The 18,841-nt window shown below is 66.5% G+C and carries 12 protein-coding genes; 6 read left to right on the top strand and 6 right to left on the bottom strand.

The window, feature by feature from the left end; all coding sequences use genetic code 11:
• Positions 1 to 13 precede the first annotated feature (13 nt).
• Positions 14 to 184 (bottom strand): hypothetical protein, encoded by a 171-nt coding sequence (locus SOM61_RS01990; RefSeq protein ID WP_183407374.1) that lies wholly within the window; start codon positions 182 to 184, stop codon positions 14 to 16.
• A gap of 196 nt (positions 185 to 380) precedes the next feature.
• Here SOM61_RS01990 and SOM61_RS01985 point away from each other — a divergent pair, with 196 nt between their 5' ends.
• On the top strand, positions 381 to 599 hold the full coding sequence (locus tag SOM61_RS01985; RefSeq protein WP_320472527.1) for a hypothetical protein: 219 nt from the start codon (positions 381 to 383) through the stop codon (positions 597 to 599).
• Positions 600 to 986: 387 nt separating this feature from the next.
• Positions 987 to 3,080: an ATP-dependent helicase gene (locus SOM61_RS01980; protein WP_320472526.1), complete on the top strand. Its 2,094-nt coding sequence runs from the start codon at positions 987 to 989 to the stop codon at positions 3,078 to 3,080.
• 318 nt (positions 3,081 to 3,398) lie between these two features.
• Here SOM61_RS01980 and SOM61_RS01975 read toward each other — a convergent pair whose 3' ends face one another.
• Entirely contained in the window at positions 3,399 to 4,037 is a 639-nt protein-coding gene (locus SOM61_RS01975; RefSeq protein ID WP_320472525.1) for a phosphohydrolase, read from the bottom strand.
• Positions 4,038 to 4,159: 122 nt separating this feature from the next.
• On the opposite strand from SOM61_RS01975, the gene glpD reads away from it, so the two are divergent.
• The gene (glpD, locus tag SOM61_RS01970) at positions 4,160 to 5,701 is read left to right on the top strand and encodes a glycerol-3-phosphate dehydrogenase (RefSeq protein ID WP_320472524.1); all 1,542 of its coding nucleotides are present in this window, start codon (positions 4,160 to 4,162) and stop codon (positions 5,699 to 5,701) included.
• A 3-nt stretch (positions 5,702 to 5,704) separates the two neighbouring features.
• Here glpD and SOM61_RS01965 read toward each other — a convergent pair whose 3' ends face one another.
• Together SOM61_RS01965 and SOM61_RS01960 are read right to left on the bottom strand one after the other, a co-directional pair.
• Positions 5,705 to 6,547 (bottom strand): protein-glutamate O-methyltransferase CheR, encoded by an 843-nt coding sequence (locus SOM61_RS01965; protein ID WP_320472523.1) that lies wholly within the window; start codon positions 6,545 to 6,547, stop codon positions 5,705 to 5,707.
• 19 nt (positions 6,548 to 6,566) lie between these two features.
• On the bottom strand, positions 6,567 to 11,480 hold the full coding sequence (locus SOM61_RS01960) for a response regulator (protein WP_320472522.1): 4,914 nt from the start codon (positions 11,478 to 11,480) through the stop codon (positions 6,567 to 6,569).
• 338 nt (positions 11,481 to 11,818) lie between these two features.
• Here SOM61_RS01960 and SOM61_RS01955 point away from each other — a divergent pair, with 338 nt between their 5' ends.
• Complete coding sequence (locus tag SOM61_RS01955) at positions 11,819 to 12,559, top strand: LuxR family transcriptional regulator (protein WP_320472521.1); 741 nt, start codon at positions 11,819 to 11,821, stop codon at positions 12,557 to 12,559.
• Here the strand turns inward: SOM61_RS01955 and SOM61_RS01950 are convergent.
• Positions 12,534 to 12,806, bottom strand: a complete 273-nt coding sequence (locus SOM61_RS01950; protein WP_320472520.1) for a helix-turn-helix domain-containing protein — start codon at positions 12,804 to 12,806, stop codon at positions 12,534 to 12,536. The genes SOM61_RS01955 and SOM61_RS01950 overlap by 26 nt on opposite strands.
• 186 nt (positions 12,807 to 12,992) lie before the next feature.
• Between SOM61_RS01950 and SOM61_RS01945 the strand changes: the two genes are divergently transcribed.
• Entirely contained in the window at positions 12,993 to 13,574 is a 582-nt protein-coding gene (locus SOM61_RS01945; protein ID WP_320472519.1) for an acyl-homoserine-lactone synthase, read from the top strand.
• Here the strand turns inward: SOM61_RS01945 and SOM61_RS01940 are convergent.
• On the bottom strand, positions 13,517 to 15,613 hold the full coding sequence (locus SOM61_RS01940) for a prolyl oligopeptidase family serine peptidase (RefSeq protein ID WP_320472518.1): 2,097 nt from the start codon (positions 15,611 to 15,613) through the stop codon (positions 13,517 to 13,519). The two genes, SOM61_RS01945 and SOM61_RS01940, sit on opposite strands and share 58 nt — an antisense overlap.
• Before the next feature lie 83 nt (positions 15,614 to 15,696).
• On the opposite strand from SOM61_RS01940, the gene SOM61_RS01935 reads away from it, so the two are divergent.
• Complete coding sequence (locus tag SOM61_RS01935; RefSeq protein WP_320472517.1) at positions 15,697 to 18,771, top strand: CHASE domain-containing protein; 3,075 nt, start codon at positions 15,697 to 15,699, stop codon at positions 18,769 to 18,771.
• Positions 18,772 to 18,841: the final 70 nt, after the last annotated feature.

The following is an 18,841-nucleotide window of genomic DNA, read 5'->3' as shown; positions in this document are numbered from 1 at the left end:
GCTGGATAAGAGCTCAGCCGCCGCCGATGCCCTCCATCACGCGCCCGGTGCCGCCGCATTGCGGGCATGGCTTGCCGTCGGCCAGGGTGCCGCGGCCGGCGCACGCGTCGCAGATGTCTTCGCCGGCGCCAGGCGTGCCGGGAGCGGCGTCGTCGCCGGGGTTCAGGTCAGGTTGGGTGCTCATGGAAATCCTCATGCTTGGTCTGTTGCGGCCGATTGTAGGCAGGATGGCGGCCGGGCGGCGCAGCGCAGGCGGAGGGGCGCCGGCATCTGCCATATAAAAGGTTTTCGCGTCTTGATACAGATTTGACATTGACTTCATGCCGCGATCGTCAATACTCGTGGTGCGTCAGTGACATAACCCACCGGAGACCCGCGCCATGAGCCCCTACCGTGCCCAGGATATCAATCAACGCCTCTCCGGATCGTCCGAGCTCAGGCACAACATGCGCCAGCAAGATATCGTGGCGCGCGGCATCGAGACCCTCGGGGAGTGCGGCACCATGCCGGCGCTCGAGTACCTCAAGGCGCATGGCGTGCGCCGGCAAGTGATCGAACGCGTGCTGCTGGAACCGGAACGCCGCCGGGCGCTCGCCTGAGCGGAACCAGCGCTCCCGATTGGCCACAAAGTTGCCGCAAGATTTATTTGTGGTGCATACTGTGTCGATCGGGGATAAATCTTGTAAACCCTTGATTTTCAGCGGAAACGAGATTGCCTTCCCAATAGGCAAATTGTTGAAACCCGCACGGGAGGCCGCGTCCAGCGTGTCAAGCCCCCGCTTTTCCACATACTTATTCACAGACTTTGTGGATATCCAAAAAACGCTTTGAATTTCCGTGACTTGGCAGCGATTGCTCAGGTCACGGATGATGTCATTCTTGACAACTTCTTGACATCGCGTTGATTGCGCCCTGCGGCGGGCGCATTTTCTTCTTGCGGGCCGGGACTGGATAAATGTACAGTATGGCATTTCCAGAATCCGCCCATGTCCGCCGTCGCCGATCCGATTGCCACCTCGTCTACCGACGACCCGTTTGCCAGGCTGAACCCCGAGCAGCGGGCGGCGGTCGAGCACGATGTCGGGCTTGACGCGCCTCGCCCCTTATTGGTGGTGGCCGGCGCCGGTTCCGGCAAGACCAATACGCTGGCGCACCGGGTGGCGCGCCTGATCCAGTCGGGCGCCGATCCGCAGCGCATCCTGCTGCTCACTTTTTCGCGCCGCGCCGCCACCGAAATGACCCAGCGCGCCGGCGGCGTGCTGCACCGCCTGTTCGGGCTCAAGGGGAGCCAGGCGCAGGTCACGCTGCCCTGGGCCGGCACCTTCCACAGCATCGGCGCGCGCCTGTTGCGCGAGTTCTCCGGCCGCATCGGGCTGGACGATCAGTTCACGATCCACGACCGCGGCGACTCCGAAGACCTGATGGGCATGGTGCGCCACGAGATCGGCCTGAGCCAGCTGGAAAAACGCTTTCCGCTCAAGGGCACCTGCCTGTCGATCTATTCGCGCGTGGTCAACGGCCGCGAGCCGCTGGACGGCGTACTGCAGGCATTCTTCCCCTGGTGCAGCGAGTGGGAAACCCAGCTCAAGGCTCTGTTCGGCGCCTACGTGGACGCCAAGCAGGAGCAGAACGTGCTCGACTACGACGACCTGCTGCTGTTCTGGGCCGAGATGGCGGCCGACCCGGTGCTGGGGGCCGAGCTCGGCGCGCTGTTCGACCACGTGCTGGTCGACGAATACCAGGACACCAACCGCCTGCAGGCGGCCATCGTCACCGGCATGAAGCCCGACGGCCGCGGCGTGATGGTGGTAGGCGACGATGCGCAATCGATCTATGGCTTTCGTGGCGCCACCGTGCGCAATATCCTCGACTTCGCCGGCAAGTTCTCGCAGCCGGCGCAGCTGATCACGCTGGAGCGCAACTATCGCTCAACGCAGCCGATCCTGGACGCGTCGAACGCCGTGATCGGCGCCGCGCTCGAGCGCCATGCCAAGACCCTGTGGACCGACAAGGTGTCGAGCATCAAGCCGCAGTTGGTGCTGATACCCGACGAAGCCGAGCAGGCGCGCTGGGTCTGCAACCGCATCCTCGAACAGCGCGAAACCGGCACGCCGCTCAAGAGCCAGGCGGTGCTGTTCCGCGCGGCCAGCCACAGCGCCGCGCTCGAGCTCGAACTCATGCGCCGCAACATCCCCTTCGTCAAGTTTGGCGGCCTGAAGTTCCTCGAAGCGGCCCATATCAAGGACGTGCTGGCCGTGCTGCGCTTCGCCCAGAATCCGAGCGGACGCCTGGCGGGGTTCCGCACGCTGCAGCTGATTCCCGGCATCGGCCAGGCAACCGCCACCCGCCTGGTCGAGGCGGCCGGTACGAGCAACGATGCGGCAACGGCGCTGGAGGCCTTTCCGGTGCCGGCGCGCTGCAAGGCCGACTGGCAGGCGTTCTGCGCGTTGTACCGGCGCCTGCGCACGCCGGGCCTGCGCTGGCCGATGGACCTCGAGCTGGCGCGCGCGTGGTACCAGCCGCACCTGGAGCGCCTGCACGACGATGCGCAGGTGCGCGCGGCCGACCTCGACCAGCTGGTGGCGCTGTCCGGAGGCTATGGCAACCGCGAGAGCTTCCTGGCCGAGATCACGCTCGACCCGCCGGAGGCCACCAGCGACCGCGCCGGCGCGCCGCTGCTCGACGAAGACTACGTGATCCTGTCCACCATCCACTCGAGCAAGGGGCAAGAGTGGAATTCGGTGCACGTGCTGAACGTGGTCGACGGCTGCATCCCGTCGGACATGGCGACCGGCAGCCAGGAAGACATCGAGGAAGAGCGGCGCCTGCTCTATGTGGCCATGACACGCGCGCGTGAAAACCTGCATCTGGTGGTGCCGAACCGTTTCTTCATCAAGCAGCAGTCGAGCATGGGCGACCGCCACGTGTATGCGGCGCGGTCGCGCTTCATCACCCCGGTCATGCTCAAGCATTTCGAGGAATGCGCCTGGCTCAGCGCCGACAAGCGCGAGCTGCGTACCCCGATGCCCGACAGCATCCGCATGATGGTACGCGACCGGGCCCGGAACGCGTGGAAATGACGACAGATGGACGCACGTTGGCGACTTATCCCCCGTGCCCCACATTTGTAGGAATTTGCCGCATGTGACATGGACGCGCGGAAGTGGTGCGCGTGCAAGTGACTGATTTTATGGGAGGTTTTTTTTGCCTTTTGAACGGGCATTTTGTTGAAACCCGCATCGATACTGCGCTTGCGGCTTGTCAAGTGGCGCTTTTCCACACAGTTATCCACATTTCTTGTGGATAGTCCAAAAGGCTGAATGAAATCAGCCACTTAGTGTTCAATATTACTTTATCACAACTTCCATTTCCTTGGCCAAGCACAGGCGCATGCTGTCTCAAGCGTGGGCGCTCGCCTTCAGCCGTTCGAGCTCGGCCAGGAAGCGCTCGCAAGCCACTCCAGGAGCCCACGGCTCCCACGGCCGACAGTCGTAATGGGCGGCAAGCGGATCCTCGGCCAGCACCGCGGCGCGGATCTTGAGGGTGCGCCGCACCTCCTCGCGCGACCAGCCGGCCACGTGCACGGCCTCGGTGGCCGCAGCCAGGCGGTCGGCGCGCTTGTGCGCCGCGTGGCCGCGCGCGTCCCAGGCCGGCAGGCCGTAGCGCAGGAAGACCATATGTTCCAGGCGCCTGGTCAGCGCGCGAAAGGCGTCGCCCAGGAAAGGCTTGATCACCGAGATTGCATCGAAGCCGAGCAGGCCTTCCTCGGCGTCGTGCAGCAGTTCGCGCAGCTCTTCCAGCGGCGTGATGGCCGGCGCGGCGGCGCGGCGCAACAGCATCACCGTGATCGAGTGCTGTGCCACCGACAGCGGCAGCGGCCAGGCCGAGTGGCCGCCCCAGCGGTAGGTGCGGGCCAGGCCGAGCGCCAGGTCGGCGTCGTCCCAGTCGAAGGGTGTGGGGTCGAGCAGGTCGAGGCGGCGGCCGGATGGCATGCGGACCCAGGCGCGGGTCCGGTCTGGCGTGGACGGGATGGACATGTGGCGATTTTACACACCGGCCCGTCCATTCTCCGCATAATTGACGCAGGCGAACGCAGGGCTTGCGCACCTGCGTAAAGTGGATCGGATGCGCTGGGCCGCATGGTGGTGAAGGAGGGGCGATGGGAGCGGACACGACGATCGATTGCGACCTGCTGGTGGTCGGCGGCGGCATCAATGGCGCCGGCATCGCGCGCGACGCGGCCGGGCGCGGCCTGGCGGTGGTGCTGTGCGAAAAGGACGACCTCGGCGCGCATACCTCGTCCGCCTCCAGCAAGCTGATCCATGGCGGCCTGCGCTACCTCGAATACCGCGAATTCGGCTTGGTGCGCAAGGCGCTGGCCGAACGCGAGACCCTGCTCAGGAGCGCGCCGCACATCATGCGTCCGCTGCGCTTCGTGATGCCGCATGTGGCGGGTCAGCGGCCGGCCTGGTTGATCCGCGCCGGCCTGTTCCTCTACGATCGCCTGGCGCCGCGCGCCTTCCTGCCCGCGTCCAGCGCGATCGAACTGGTCGGCCACCGCGCCGGGGCGCCGCTCAAGCCCGAGTTTACGCGCGCCTTTGCCTATTCCGACGGCTGGGTCGACGATGCGCGGCTGGTGGTGCTCAACGCCCTCGATGCGCACGAGCGCGGGGCGCGGGTGCTGACCCATGCGGCCTGCGAAGACGTGGTGCGCCGCGCCGCGCACTGGGAGGCGCGCATCGACCAGGATGGCGCGCCCCTGACCGTGCGCGCGCGCGGCCTGGTCAACGCCGCCGGCCCCTGGGCGGCCCGCTTCGCCGGGCGCGCCAACCGGGAGGCGCCGCACCGCGCGCTGCGCCTGATCAAGGGCAGCCACATCGTCGTGCCGCGCCTGTTCGAGCACAGCTGCGCCTACCTGTTCCAGCATGCGGACGGGCGGGTCGTGTTCGCGATCCCCTACGAAGAAGCGTTCACCCTGGTCGGCACCACCGACGTCGACTTCGCGGGCGACCCCGGCGCGGTGGCGATCGGCGAGGGCGAAACGCACTACCTGTGCGCGCTGGCCAACCGCTACTTCAAGCGCCAGCTGGAGCCCAGCGACGTGGTGTGGAGTTACTCGGGCGTGCGTCCGCTGCTGGAAGACGATGCCGGCAACCCGGCGGCGATCACCCGCGACTACTTCCTGGAACACGACGCTGGCGGCCCGCCGCTGCTGTCCGTCTTTGGCGGCAAGATCACCACCTACCGCAAGCTGGCCGAGGAAGCCGTCGACTGGATCGCGCCGCTGCTGGGCAAGACGCCGACGGGGGCATGGACGGCGCAGGCCGTGCTGCCGGGCGGCGACCTGTTCGGGCCGCAACCCGACAGCCGTGGCGTGCTCGAGTTCGACCGCTGGGTGGCGGCGCTGCAGAGGCGTGTTGCCTGGCTGCCCAAGCCGCTGGCGCTGCGCTATGCGCGCGCCTATGGCACGCGGGTGGACGTCCTGCTGGGAGGCTGCCAGGCGCTGGCCGACCTGGGCTTTGAAGTGGCGCCGGGACTGTATGAAGCGGAGCTGCGCTACCTGATGCGGCACGAGTGGGCCCGCAGCGCAGCCGACGTGCTGTGGCGCCGCACCAAGCTGGGCCTGCACCTGCGGCCGGGCGTGGCGAGCGGGATCGATGCATGGATGGCCGCCGAACGGTCGGCGACGGCCATCGTGTGACGGTTAACGTATCCGCTTGTACCAGGCGCCATCCTCGAACAGGGGCTGGTAGTCTCCCGCTGCCGCATCGCCCGCCACCAGCTCGCGGTCGATCCCGAGCACCCCGAACTGGGCCAGGCTGTCCCTGAACAGGCGCAGCACCCGCTGGCGCAGCACCGGGCCGAAGTCGGGCAGGACGCGGCAGCAGACGATCGCGTGGAACTCGTTGAACGAGCCGTCCGTCACCAGGCAGTACTGCAGCCAGGTGATGCGCTCGCGCAGCCGCGGCAGCAGGCGCGCGCGGCCGTCGCTGACCTCGAAGTAATCGGCCAGCCGCCCCGTGCCGCCGCTCGCCTCGTAGCCGCCCTGGGCCTCCACCAGCATCGTTGCCGGCAGCGTCGCTTCGCGCGCCTCGAACAGCAGTTCGTCGCTGGACAGGGTGGCGAATACCTCGGTGCGTCCGTACAGCTTTTCCTCGGCCAGCAGCACGGCCAGGGTCCAGGCCTCGCCCACGCCGGCCACCTCGGGCAGCCAGACCTTGGGCAGGGCGGTCGGACGCAGGCTGTCGGCCAGCGCGCTGCGCTGGCGCCGCGCCCAGTCGGGCCGGTCGAACAGGGACGCCGGCTGCACCGCCAGCGCGCGCACCACGCCCAGCGCCGCGCCGGGCGCATGCAGCACCTGTTCCTGCAGCCGCGACAGGTTCGGCAGGGCGTGCAGCCGCGCCAGGTCCTGCAGCCGGCGGCGCAGGATGGCGCGTTCGTGGCTGCGGTAGTCGAAGCCGAAGCGCTGGTACAGCGCTTCGAGCAGCAGCTCGATCTCGAGCTCCGCCAGGCCGGTATCGACCGGCACACCAGTCAAGGCGTTCATTGCGGCCTCAGTGCAGCCATCAGTGCAGCCAGACGCGCATCATCGACAGCAGCTGCGCCACGTCGACCGGCTTGGTGATGTAGTCCGAGGCGCCGGCCGCGATGCATTTGTCGCGGTCGCCCTTCATCGCCTTCGCGGTCAGGGTGATGATCGGCAGCGAGCGGAATTTGGGGATGCGGCGGATCGCCCGCATCGTGTCGTAGCCGTCCATCTCGGGCATCATGATGTCCATCAGGACGATCTCGATGCCGGGATCCTTCTCCAGCACCTCGATGCCGTCGCGGCCGTTCTCGGCGAACAGCACCTGCATCTGCTGGCGCTCCAGCAGCGTGGAGAGGGCGAAGATGTTGCGCAGGTCATCGTCGACGATCAGCACCTTGCGGCCGGCCAGGCCCGAGTCGAGGGCGTGGATCTCTTCCAGCATGCGGCGCTGGGTCTCGGGCAGGCTGGCCTGCGAACGGTGCAGGAACAGCGCCGTCTCGTCGAGCAGGCGTTCGGGCGAGCGCGCATCCTTGATCACGATGGTCTTGGCGAAGCGCTTGAGCTTCGTGACTTCCTTGCGGTTCAGCTCCTGGGCGGTGTAGATCACGATCGGCAGGTCGCGCAGGCGTTCGTTGCGGCCGATCTGGTCGAGCAGGTCGAAGCCCGAGATGTCGGGCAGGGTCAGGTCCAGCACCATGCAATCGAAGTGCGAGGATTGCAGGGCCTCGAGCGCGGCCGCGCCGTTGTCGACGGTGACCATATGGATGTCGTTATTGCCGATCAGGGACACGATCGAATCGCGCTGGGCCGGATCGTCCTCGACCACCAGCAGGCTGCGTTTGCCGCCCATCAGGAATTTCTGGATGCGCTTGAATTCTTCCTTCAGCTGTTCGCGCTCGACCGGCTTGTTGATGTACGAGATCGCGCCCTGGCGCAGCGCGCGCTCGCGTTCGCGTAGCGACGACATCACATGCACCGGGATATGGCGCGTGCTCGGATCGCGCTTCAGGCGGTCGAGCACCGTGAAGCCGTCGATGTCGGGCAGGTCGATGTCGAGCAGGATCGCCGACGGCAGGTAGTCGCGCGCCAGCGACAAGGTCGAATCGCCGCGGTGGGTGACGATCGCCTTGAAGTTCTTCTCGCGGGCGAATTCGAGCACCACCTTGGCGAAGCGTTCGTCGTCCTCGACGATCAGCACCGACGGGTCGCCCGGCGTCACCAGCCCGCGGTCGTCCAGCACGCTGGCGTATTCGACCACCGCGCCGCTCGGGTCGAGCAGGTCGGTCGTCAGGTCGAGCGTCGCCGTTTCGCTGTTCTCCTGCAGCACCGGCACCAGCGGGGCAGGGACCATCTGCGGCGGCAACAGGCGGGCCGGCTGCGGCTGGCGCGCCTGTTCATAATTGATGAAGCCGGCGCGGTTGTACGGCAGGTAAAGCGTAAACACCGAGCCGACGTTGACCGTCGACTCGACGCGGATCTCACCGCCCAGCAGGCGCGCCAGTTCGCGCGAGATCGACAGGCCGAGACCCGTGCCGCCATACTTGCGGGCGGTCGAGCCGTCGGCCTGCTGGAAGGCTTCGAAGATCAGTTGCAGCTTGTCGGCCGGGATGCCCACGCCGGTGTCGTACACCGAGAACGCCAGCACCGCATCGGCATGCTCCAGGTTCGGGTGGTCGGCGGTCCAGCCGCTGGTCACCAGGCTGATGCCGAGCGAGACCTGGCCGTGGCTGGTGAATTTGAACGCGTTCGACAGCAGGTTCTTGAGCACCTGCTGCAGGCGCGTGGTGTCGGTCATCACGGCTGTCGGCAGGTTCTCGGCCAGGTCGACCTGGAAGCCAAGGTGCTTGGCCTCGGCCATGTGCCTGAAGGTGCGGTCGACGTAGTTGCGCAGGTTCGAGAAGCGGTATTCCGACACGTCCAGGGTGACGGTGCCGGACTCGATCTTGGACAGGTCGAGAATGTCGTTAATCAGGGTCAGCAAGTCCGAGCCCGAGCCATAGATCGTCTTCGCGAACTCCACCTGCTTGCCCGACAGATTGCCTTCCGGGTTGTCGGACAGTTGCTGGGCCAGGATCAGCAGCGAATTCAATGGTGTGCGCAGCTCGTGCGACATATTGGCCAGGAATTCGGACTTGTACTTCGAGGACAGCGCCAACTGTGTCGCTTTTTCTTCCAGCGCCAGCTTGGCCTGCTCCACCTCGCGGTTCTTGCGCTCCACCTCGATATTCTGCTCGGACAGCAGGCGCGCCTTCTCGCCCAGTTCCTGGTTGGTTTGCTGCAGTTCCTGCGCCAGCGACTGCGACTGGGTCAGCAGCGACTCGGTGCGGCTGTTGGCCTCGATCGTGTTCAGGACCACGCCGATCGATTCCATCAGCTGGTCGAGGAAGGACAGGTGGGTTTCGGTGAAGCGATCGAGCGAGGCGATCTCGATGACGGCCTTGACCTGCTGTTCGAACAGGATCGGCAGCACCACGATATTGTTCGGCGGCGCCGAGCCCAGGCCCGACGACACCACGATGTAGTCGCGCGGCACGTCGGTCAGCCAGATGCGGGTCTTCTCCAGCGCACACTGGCCCACCAGGCCTTCGCCCGGCAGGAAGGAGGTCGGCAGCTTGCGGCTCGAGCGGTAGCCGTAGCTCGCGATCATGCGCAGGCGGGCGTCGGTCTCCTGCGAGTCCATCATGTAGAACACGCCATGGTGGGCCGACACCAGCGGCGCCAGTTCCGACAGAATCAGCTTGGTCACCGCCTGCAGGTCGCGCTGACCCTGGAGCAGGCGCGTGAAGCGCGCCAGATTGGTTTTCAACCAGTCTTGCTGCGCATTCTTCTGCGTGGTTTCCTTCAGGTTGCGGATCATCTCATTGATATTGTCCTTCAGGTAGGACACCTCGCCGCGCGCTTCCACCTGAATCGAGCGCGACAGGTCGCCGCGGGTCACCGCGGTCGCCACTTCACCGATCGCGCGCATCTGGTTGGTGAGGTTGGCCGCCAGCTGGTTGACGTTTTCCGTCAAATCCTTCCAGGTGCCGGCCACGCCCGACACGTTCGCCTGGCCACCGAGTTTACCTTCAGTGCCGACCTCGCGCGCCACCCGGGTCACCTCCGAGGCGAACGAGGACAGCTGGTCAACCATGACGTTGATGGTGTCTTTCAGCTCGAGAATCTCGCCCTTGACGTCCACGGTGATCTTCTTGGACAGGTCGCCGCGCGCCACGGCGGTGGTCACCGCCGCGATATTACGCACCTGACCGGTCAGGTTGGAGGCCATGAAGTTGACGTTGTCGGTCAAGTCCTTCCAGGTGCCGCCCACGCCCGGCACATAGGCCTGGCCGCCGAGCTTACCTTCGGTGCCGACCTCGCGCGCCACGCGCGTCACTTCCGATGCGAACGACGACAGCTGGTCGACCATCACGTTAATCGTGTTCTTCAGTTCCTGGATCTCGCCCTTGACGTCCACCGTGATCTTCTTGGACAGGTCGCCGTTCGCCACGGCGGTGGTCACCTCCGCGATATTACGCACCTGGGCGGTCAGGTTGCCCGCCATCGAGTTCACGCCGTCGGTCAAGTCTTTCCAGGTGCCGGCCACGCCCGGCACGTTCGCCTGGCCACCGAGCTTGCCTTCGGTGCCGACCTCGCGCGCCACCCGCGTGACTTCCGAGGCGAAGGAGTTCAGCTGGTCGACCATAACGTTGATGGTGTTCTTCAGCTCGAGAATCTCGCCTTTCACGTCCACCGTGATCTTCTTGGACAGGTCGCCGTTCGCCACGGCGGTGGTCACGTCGGCGATGTTGCGCACCTGGCCGGTCAGGTTGCCCGCCATCGAGTTGACCGAGTCGGTCAAGTCCTTCCAGGTGCCGGCCACGCCTTTCACCACCGCCTGGCCACCGAGCTTACCTTCGGTGCCGACCTCGCGCGCCACCCGCGTCACCTCCGAGGCGAACGAGGACAGCTGGTCGACCATCACGTTGATGGTGTTCTTCAGCTCGAGAATTTCACCTTTCACGTCCACCGTAATTTTCTTGGACAGGTCGCCATTCGCCACCGCGGTGGTCACCGCCGCGATATTACGCACCTGGCCCGTCAGGTTCGACGCCATGAAGTTGACGTTGTCGGTCAAGTCCTTCCAGGTGCCGGCCACGCCCGGCACATAGGCCTGGCCGCCGAGTTTACCTTCGGTGCCGACCTCGCGCGCCACCCGCGTCACTTCGGAGGCGAAGGAGCGCAGCTGGTCGACCATGACGTTGATGGTGTCCTTCAGTTGCAGGATCTCGCCGCGCACGTCGACCGTGATCTTCTTGGACAGGTCGCCGTTGGCCACCGCGGTGGTCACCTCGGCGATGTTGCGCACCTGCGAGGTCAGGTTGCCCGCCATCGAGTTGACCGAGTCGGTCAAGTCCTTCCAGGTGCCGGCCACGCCCTTGACTTGCGCCTGGCCACCGAGTTTACCTTCGGTGCCGACTTCGCGCGCCACGCGCGTGACTTCGGACGAGAAGGACGACAGCTGCTCGACCATGGTGTTGGCCGTCATCGCCGCGCGCAGGTACTGGCCCTTGAGCGGATGGCCGTCGACTTCGAGGGCCATGGTCTGGGACAGGTCGCCTTTCGCCACCGCGCCAATGACGCGCGCCATCTCGGTGGTGGGGCGCACCAGGTCGTCGATCAGGGTGTTGACCGAGCTGATCATCGTGCTCCAGCCGCCCACCACGCCCGGCAGGTCGGCGCGCTGGGTCAGGTGGCCTTCGCGGCCCACCACCCGCGAGACTTCCGTGACGGTCTCGACCATCTTCTGCTTGGTCTCGATGATGTCGTTCAGGGTATCGGCGATCTTGCCGGACACGCCGGTCCAGTCGTCAGGCATGCGTACCGAGAAATCGCCTTTTTTCAAGGCCATCAATGTGGTGAGCAGCAGCTTGACGTCCAACTGTTCGCCCATATCGGTCATGGTATTCATCGCCTGGATCCTCGTCCTGAAGGAAGTCTGTGGTTAGCCGGTGGTGACGGCAAAGGTGTCGTTTTTACACACACGCAAGATACAGTTCTATAGATCTAAGTCAAGCTGCGAAACAGTATCTCGGTTAGCAAATACTTGCTATTCTGAAATTTGTTACAGGTAATTCGGCGGAGGGTAGCCGATTCCCCCACGGAAGAGCGCACGATTGCAAATTGTTGTGGTTTATGCACGACAACATGCAAGCTAGATAGAAGTAAATATCTTGATTGTTAATTTCTGTGAATTTGTGAACGGGGTGAACCATCTAGCATAGGGGTGTTACATCAAACTTCGCCCCCATGATTGATACCGCCTTATTACTTGATCTGATGCAGGACAAGGATGCTTCCCACTGGAGCGCATCCTTGTTCACCATTGCGCGGGGGCTGGGCTTCGACCAGGTACTGTTTGGCGTCGTCAATTCGCGCCATACCCGTTTCGAGTCGGCCTTCTTGCGCAGTAATTATTCCGAAAACTGGCGCGAGCGCTACGACCGCAACGGCTTCGCCTACGTCGATCCGACCGTCGCCCATTGCCTGTCGAGCACGACGCCCATCGTCTGGCAGCCGGGCACCTTCGCTTCCAGCTCGCAGCAGGTCGAGCTGTACGAAGAAGCGAGCGCCCACGGCATTCGCAGCGGTGCGACCCTGCCGATCCACGGGCCGCACGGCGAATTCGGGGTGATCAGTTTCGCGTCCGACGCGCGGCCGGATGCCGCCGCACAGCGCGCGATGAACGAGGCGCTGCCGATGCTGTCGCTGGTGCGCGACTATGCGTTCGCGTCTTCCGGGCGTTTCCGCGAGGAGGCGGCGCGGCCGGACGAGGCGCCGCGCCTGACGCGGCGCGAGCTCGAAGTGCTGCAGTGGGTAATGGCCGGCAAGTCCTCATGGGAGGTCGCGCGCATTACGGGCTGCTCGGAGGCCACCGTTAATTTTCACCTGGCGAATGTGCGTCAAAAATTTGACGTCAACACTCGCCAGCAGGCGGTGGTCAAGGCCATCGCCCTGGGGCTCATCACCCCTGAAGATCACCATCGCTGAGCTTACCGTTCATGTACATGCGCAAAAGAATCGACACGGGCGTCGGGATCGCAAGACCGGTTTCAAAGCGGCTGCCGCTGGATTGGGTGACGCCGAAGCGGCCCCAGAATTTCTCCTGGCTTTCGCGCTTGGTGATGCGCAGCCGACGCAGTTCGTGCGGCGCCAGGCGTGTCGCGCCCGCGGCCTGGACCAGCTGGTTGGCCTGCAGCTCGGCTGCCAGTGCATCGCACATCAGATCGTTTGCCATGGTGGTTCCTTTCGGGGTGATGAATCAAATAATTCAGAAACTGCGTCGTTTCCAAAAGTATTGCACCGCCGATATTGCTCGCCACCTATCAATGCTGATAGTACCCAGCTTACCCGATTTGCATGACGCTTTCATGCGTAGTGCATATTACTTGAACCGATTTTCTCAACGAGGAGGGGGTTGGCAATGAGCATGCAAATCACGATCGCGCCACGACGCGCATTCGCATCGAAAGAGCTGTGGGAAATGCATACGCTGCGCGCCAAGGTGTTCCGCGGGCGGCTGGGATGGGAAGTGCCGGTGCTGTCCGGCATGGAGATCGATGGCTACGACGCGCTCGAGCCGCGCTATATGCTCATGCGCGACGGCGAGACGCTGCGCGGCTGCTGGCGTCTGCTGCCGACCGAAGGACCGTATATGCTCAAGGATTCCTTCCCCCAGCTGCTCGACGGCCAGGAGGCGCCGAGCGACCCGCATATCTGGGAGCTGTCGCGCTTCGCGCTCGAGACCGAGGGCGCCGGCAGCTACGGCTTCTCGGAAATGACCATGGAGTCGATCGCGGCCATCATCCGTCACGCCCATGAGCGCGGCCTGTCGCGCTACGTCACCGTCACCACCACTGCGATCGAACGCATGCTGCGCCGGGCCGGCGTGGTCACCACCCGCATCGGGGCGCCGCAGGCGGTCGGGATCGAGACCGCGATCGCGCTCTATGTGGAAATCGAGCCGACCTGGGAAGCGCTGTTCGCCAGGCGGCTCGCGTCCTGAACCGGGTGCGCGCCCAGTTGCCGCAGCAGGAAGGTGTAGGTCAGCGCCACCATCCGCGCGGTCTGGGCATTGTCGGCGGCGCCGGCATGGCCGCCCTCGGTGTTTTCCCAGTACAGCACGTCGTGTCCCTGGTCCAGCATGCGCGCCGCCATCTTGCGCGCATGCGCCGGATGGACGCGGTCGTCGCGGGTCGAGGTGGTAAACAGCACGGGCGGGTAGCGCTCGCCGGGCCGCACATTGTGGTACGGCGAGTAGCGGGCCAGGTAAGCCCAGTCGTCGGCATCATCGGGGTCGCCGTATTCGCCCATCCACGAGGCGCCGGCCAGCAGCAGGTGATAGCGCCGCATGTCCAGCAGCGGCACCTGGCATACCACGGCGCCGAACAGGTCGGGACGCTGGGTCAGCGCCGCGCCGACCAGCAGGCCTCCATTGCTGCCGCCCATGATGCCCAGCTGTTGCGGCGTGGTGACGCCGCGCGCAATCAGGTCCTGGCCGACGGCGATGAAGTCATCGAAGGCGCGCTGGCGGTGCTGGCGCAGGGCCGCCTGGTGCCAGCGCGGGCCGAACTCGCCGCCGCCGCGGATATTGGCCAGCACATAGGTGCCGCCTTGTTCGAGCCAGGCGGCGCCGGTCATGCCGCTGTAGAAGGGCTTGAGCGAGACTTCGAAGCCGCCGTAGCCGTACAGCAGGGTCGGATTGGATGCCCCGGCGCTTGCCCCACGGCGCGTGACGACGAAGTAGGGCACGAGCGTGCCGTCGCCCGAGGTCGCCGTGTGCTGGCTTACGTCGTACGGTTCGGCCTCGAAGAAGGCCGGCATCGCCTTGAGCGGCTCGCGATCGTCGCGGCCGGCATGCATCAGGTACAGCGTGGTCGGATGCAGGAAATCGGTCACGGTCAGGAAATAGTCGTCCGAGTGGTCCGAGTCCAGGGCCGATACGCCCAGCGAACCGATGCCGGGCACGGCGACCTCGCGCCGGATCCATCCCCCATCCTCATGGCGCAGCTCGACGATGCGGTTCTTGACGTTGTCGAGCACCGTCAGCAGCAGGCGGCTTCTGGTGGCCGCCACGCCGTCCAGCGAGGTCGATGGGGTCGGCGCGAACAGCACCTCGAAGGCGCGGCTGCCCGCCACGAAGGCGTCGAAGCCGGTCGCCAGCAGGGCGCCCTGGAGATAGGTCACGCCGTCGACCGTCCAGTCCGAGCGCAGCTCGATCACGAGCTGGTCGCGCAGGGCAAAGGCGCTGGCGTCGATCGGCTTGTCGATCCTCTGCAACCCGTCGCCGCGGCGCCAGAACAGTTCACTGGTATAGAAATCGATCTGGCGCAGCACGAAGGCGCGTTCCCAGCCGGGGCTGTTGTCCTGGTAGCCGGACGCCGCCATGTCGCCCGGCGCCGCCTCGTACACGGTGGTGGCCGCCGCCAGCGGCGTGCCGCGCTTCCACTCCTTGACGATGCGCGGATAGCCCGATTCGCTCAGGCTGCCGGGGCCGAAGTCGGTGCCGACGAACAGGGTGTCGCGGTCGATCCACGATACGTCGCTCTTCGCTTCCGGCAGCGTGAAGCCGTCGGCCACGAATCCGGGCAGCGCCAGGTCGAATTCGCGCACCACCTTGGCGTCGCCGCCGCCGCGCGACAGCAGTATCAAACAGCGCAGGCAGCGCGTGGCATCGGGCTCGAGCCAGGACACGCCGGCCCAGACCCAGTTTTCATTCTCGTCGCGCGCCAGTGCATCGAGGTCGAGCACCGTATCCCAGTTCGGCGCCGGTTTGCGATACTCGGCCAGCGTGGTGCGGCGCCAGATGCCGCGCACGTGGTTCGCGTCGCGCCAGAAGTTGTAGCAGTAGCCGCCATGCACGCCGACGTAGGGAATCTTGTCGCTCGAATCGAGGATGCCCTTCAGGCGTTCGCGCAGCGGCGCGAAGCGCGGATCGGCTTCCAGCTCGGCTTCGGTGGCCGCGTTGCGCGCGGCGACCCAGGCGCGGGATTCGTCGGTGTCGATCTGTTCCAGCCACCGCCAGGGATCGTCGTGGTGTTGCATGCTGTCCTCATCGGTATCACGCCGGCACGGCGCGCCGATATACTAGCAATTTTGCGTAGCGGCCACCGTCCGCCAGGGGAAGCATGAAGCGCTTGAGCATGCCAGGAATTGACGCCATCGAAGCCGCTTGCGCGCGCCTGGGCCGGCCCTTCGTGCTGTGGGGCGGCGGCATCGCGCTGTCGCTGGCGATCGGCCTGCTGCTGCATGCGGTGGCCGGCGCCGCCATCGAGGACGCGGCCGAGGGCCGCTTCGAACACGCGGCGCAGGCGGCGCGCGAACGGATCGACGCTGCGCTCGCCTCGTATGGCAGCGCGGCGCGCTCCCTGGCCGCGCTGCATGCGGCCGGCGGCGGCGACGCCGTGCCCGACCGTGCGTCTTTCCACCGCTACGTCGCCGCGCTCGACCTGCCGTCCAACTTCCCGGCGATCGAGGGCGTGAGCTATGCCGCCCACGTGCGCGAAAAAGAGCGCGCGGCCTTCATCGCCGCCATGCGCGCCGACCGCAGCGTCGATGCGCGCGGCTATCCCGACTTCACGATCTTCCCGGCCGGCCGCCGTCCCTGGTACGAGGTGATCGCCTACCAGTTCCCGATCGACCAGCCGAGCCGCCGGCTCGGCTTCGACATGGCCGCCAGGCCGGTCGTCGCGCGCTCCCTGGAGCAGGCGCGCGACAGCGGCGGCATGAGCGCCTCGGGCCAGCCGGTATTCCTGCGCGAGCCCAAGCCCCATTACGCGCTCGGGATGCGCGTTCCGGTCTATCGCGGCGGCGTGACGCCGCTGGGCGTCGAGGCGCGCCGCGCCGCCTATCTCGGCTCGTTCGGGATCGCCTTCTCGGTGCCGGACCTGGTCGAGAACGCGCTGGCCGCACCCGGCGCCCAGCCGCTCGCGGTGAGCATCTATGGCGCCGGCGCGGGGGACCTGCTGTTGCATGGCCCGGACGTACGGCGCACGCCGCCGGCGCCAGGGGAACACTTCGCCATGGCGCTGGACGTGAACTTCGCCGGCAGCCGGTGGCTGGCGCATTTCTCGGCGCCCAGGGCGGCCATGCTGGCCGGGATCGATCCCTGGCTGCCGATGGCGGCGCTGGCCTTCGGCTTCGGCGCGACCCTGCTGGTATATGGCCTGTTCCTGGCCCAGTACCGCTCGCGGCGCGCCGCCGACGAGCAGCGCCTGCTGCTCGACACGGTGCTGGACAACCTGGACGCCGAGGTCTACCTGAAGGACGGGCTGCGCCGCATCCGCTACCTCAACGCCAAGGGCGCCACGAGCCTCGGGCGGCCGGCGGCGGAGCTGATCGGCCGGCGCGACGTCGAGGCCATGGGCCGCGCCCTGGCCGATGCCGCCTGGGAACTCGACCGCGCGGTGCTGCACGACGGCCGCCGCAGCAGCGCCCAGGTGGCGCAGTCGGCGCCGGGCGCCGCGCCGCGCCAGTTGTGGACGGTGCGGGTGCCGATGCAGGTCGACGAGGAGGCGGCCGTGCTGTGCGTGGCAACCGACGTCACCGAACTGCACCGCCTGAAGGCCCGCGCCGACGCCGCCAGCAAGGCCAAGAGCGACTTCCTGTCGAATATGAGCCACGAGATCCGCACCCCGATGAACAGCATCATCGGCATGACCCACCTGGCGCTTCAGGCCGCGCCCGACGCGCGCCAGCGCGACTACCTCGAGAAGATCTACCACTCGGGCCAGCACCTGCTGGGCATCATCAACGACATCCTCGATTTCTCCAAGATCGAGGCCGGCATGCTGGAGCTGTCGCGGGTGTGCTTCATGCTCGACGCCCTGATGCGCAACGTCGAGGCGCAGTTGGGCACGGCGGCGGTGGCCAAGGGCCTGGGCTTCGACATCGAGATCGATCCGGTCCTGATGCGGCCCCTGTGCGGCGACTCGCTGCGGCTGGAGCAGGTGCTGCTCAATTTCGCCGGCAATGCCATCAAATTCTCCGAGCGCGGCCGGATCACGCTGCGTGCGCGCCTGGCGCGCGCCTTCGGTCCCGAAGTGCTGGTGCGCTTCGAGGTCGAAGACCGCGGCATCGGCATCGAGGCGGCCGCGCTGCCCCACCTGTTCACGCCGTTCCAGCAGGCCGACCAGTCGGCCACGCGGCGCCACGGCGGCACCGGCCTGGGACTGGCCATCAGCCGCCAGCTGGCCGAGCTGATGGGCGGCGAGGTCGGGGTGGTCAGCACGCTGGGCGAGGGCAGCACCTTCTGGTTCACGGCGCGCCTGGCCCTGGACGATGCCGGCGGCGGGCGTTCGGGAGGCATGCTGGGTGCGGGCCTGGGCGCTGCGCCGGCCCCGGCCCAGGCGCGCCTGGACGACTGCGCGGTGCTGCTGGTCGAGGACAATGCCTTCAACCAGCAGGTGGCGCGCGAACTGCTGGAGCAGTCCGGCGCCGCGGTCGAGGTGGCGAACAACGGCCAGGAAGCACTGGCGGCGATGGTGGATAAACGCTTCGACTGCGTGCTGATGGATGTGCAGATGCCGGTGATGGACGGGCTGGAAGCGACCCGCCGCATCCGCCGCGATCCCGGCTTGCGCGATACCCTGGTGGTGGCGATGACGGCCAATGCCGGCGTCGACGACCGCGCGCGCTGCCTGGCCGCCGGCATGAATGAATTCCTGACCAAGCCGGTGGTGCCGGAACTGCTGGCCGCCACCATCGCGCGCTGCCTGGGCCGGACCACGGCGCCGGTGGCCGACATCGCGATGGCGGGGCCCAGGCAGCGGGCGCCGGGACCCGCTGCCGCAGATGGGCAGAGTGGGCAGGGTGGGCAGGGTGGGCAGGGCGATGTGCTCGACCTGGCCAGCCTGGCCAGCACGGCCGGCGGCGACACCGAGCGGATGCGTAAATATGTCTTCCTGTTCCTCGATACCGCACGCGAGAACCTGGCCGGCATCGATGCCGCCCTGGCCGGCGGCGACCTGACCCATACCGCGAGCCTGGCGCATCAACTGAAGTCGGCCGCGCGCGCGATCGGCGCCGTCAGCTTCGGCGCCATCTGCGAAGACCTGGAGGCGCAGCCGAAGCGGGCGCCGCGCCTGGGTGCGGCCGGCACCGCCCAGGCCAGGGCGCTGGCGGCGCGCCTGCGCGCACTATTGATCCGGATCGAACGCGAAGTCTCGACCCAATTCGGCAGCAGGGACGGCGAGATGCGCTGAGCGCGGGAGCATCCTGCCGCCCTACCGCGGGCGGCCCAAACACGGTATGCTGTGGACCCGACCGTTCGAC

It is taken from the genome of Massilia sp. CFBP9012 (genome assembly GCF_034045115.1).
Lineage (GTDB): Bacteria > Pseudomonadota > Gammaproteobacteria > Burkholderiales > Burkholderiaceae_D > Telluria.
Note: the sequence above shows the minus strand (reverse complement) of the source record. Positions and strands in the feature narration are given on the sequence as shown.

Bases quoted from the DNA above. Each gene is read 5' to 3' on its own strand.
- SOM61_RS01935 (WP_320472517.1), top strand. From the start codon at position 15,697: ATGAAGCGCTTGAGCATGCCAGGAATTGACGCCATCGAAGCCGCTTGC.
- SOM61_RS01965 (WP_320472523.1), bottom strand. From the start codon at position 6,547: ATGAACGCCTTGACTGGTGTGCCGGTCGATACCGGCCTGGCGGAGCTC.
- SOM61_RS01940 (WP_320472518.1), bottom strand. From the start codon at position 15,613: ATGCAACACCACGACGATCCCTGGCGGTGGCTGGAACAGATCGACACC.
- SOM61_RS01975 (WP_320472525.1), bottom strand. From the start codon at position 4,037: ATGTCCATCCCGTCCACGCCAGACCGGACCCGCGCCTGGGTCCGCATG.
- SOM61_RS01945 (WP_320472519.1), top strand. From the start codon at position 12,993: ATGAGCATGCAAATCACGATCGCGCCACGACGCGCATTCGCATCGAAA.
- SOM61_RS01990 (WP_183407374.1), bottom strand. From the start codon at position 184: ATGAGCACCCAACCTGACCTGAACCCCGGCGACGACGCCGCTCCCGGC.
- SOM61_RS01985 (WP_320472527.1), top strand. From the start codon at position 381: ATGAGCCCCTACCGTGCCCAGGATATCAATCAACGCCTCTCCGGATCG.
- SOM61_RS01955 (WP_320472521.1), top strand. From the start codon at position 11,819: ATGATTGATACCGCCTTATTACTTGATCTGATGCAGGACAAGGATGCT.
- SOM61_RS01980 (WP_320472526.1), top strand. From the start codon at position 987: ATGTCCGCCGTCGCCGATCCGATTGCCACCTCGTCTACCGACGACCCG.
- SOM61_RS01960 (WP_320472522.1), bottom strand. From the start codon at position 11,480: ATGAATACCATGACCGATATGGGCGAACAGTTGGACGTCAAGCTGCTG.
- SOM61_RS01950 (WP_320472520.1), bottom strand. From the start codon at position 12,806: ATGGCAAACGATCTGATGTGCGATGCACTGGCAGCCGAGCTGCAGGCC.
- glpD (WP_320472524.1), top strand. From the start codon at position 4,160: ATGGGAGCGGACACGACGATCGATTGCGACCTGCTGGTGGTCGGCGGC.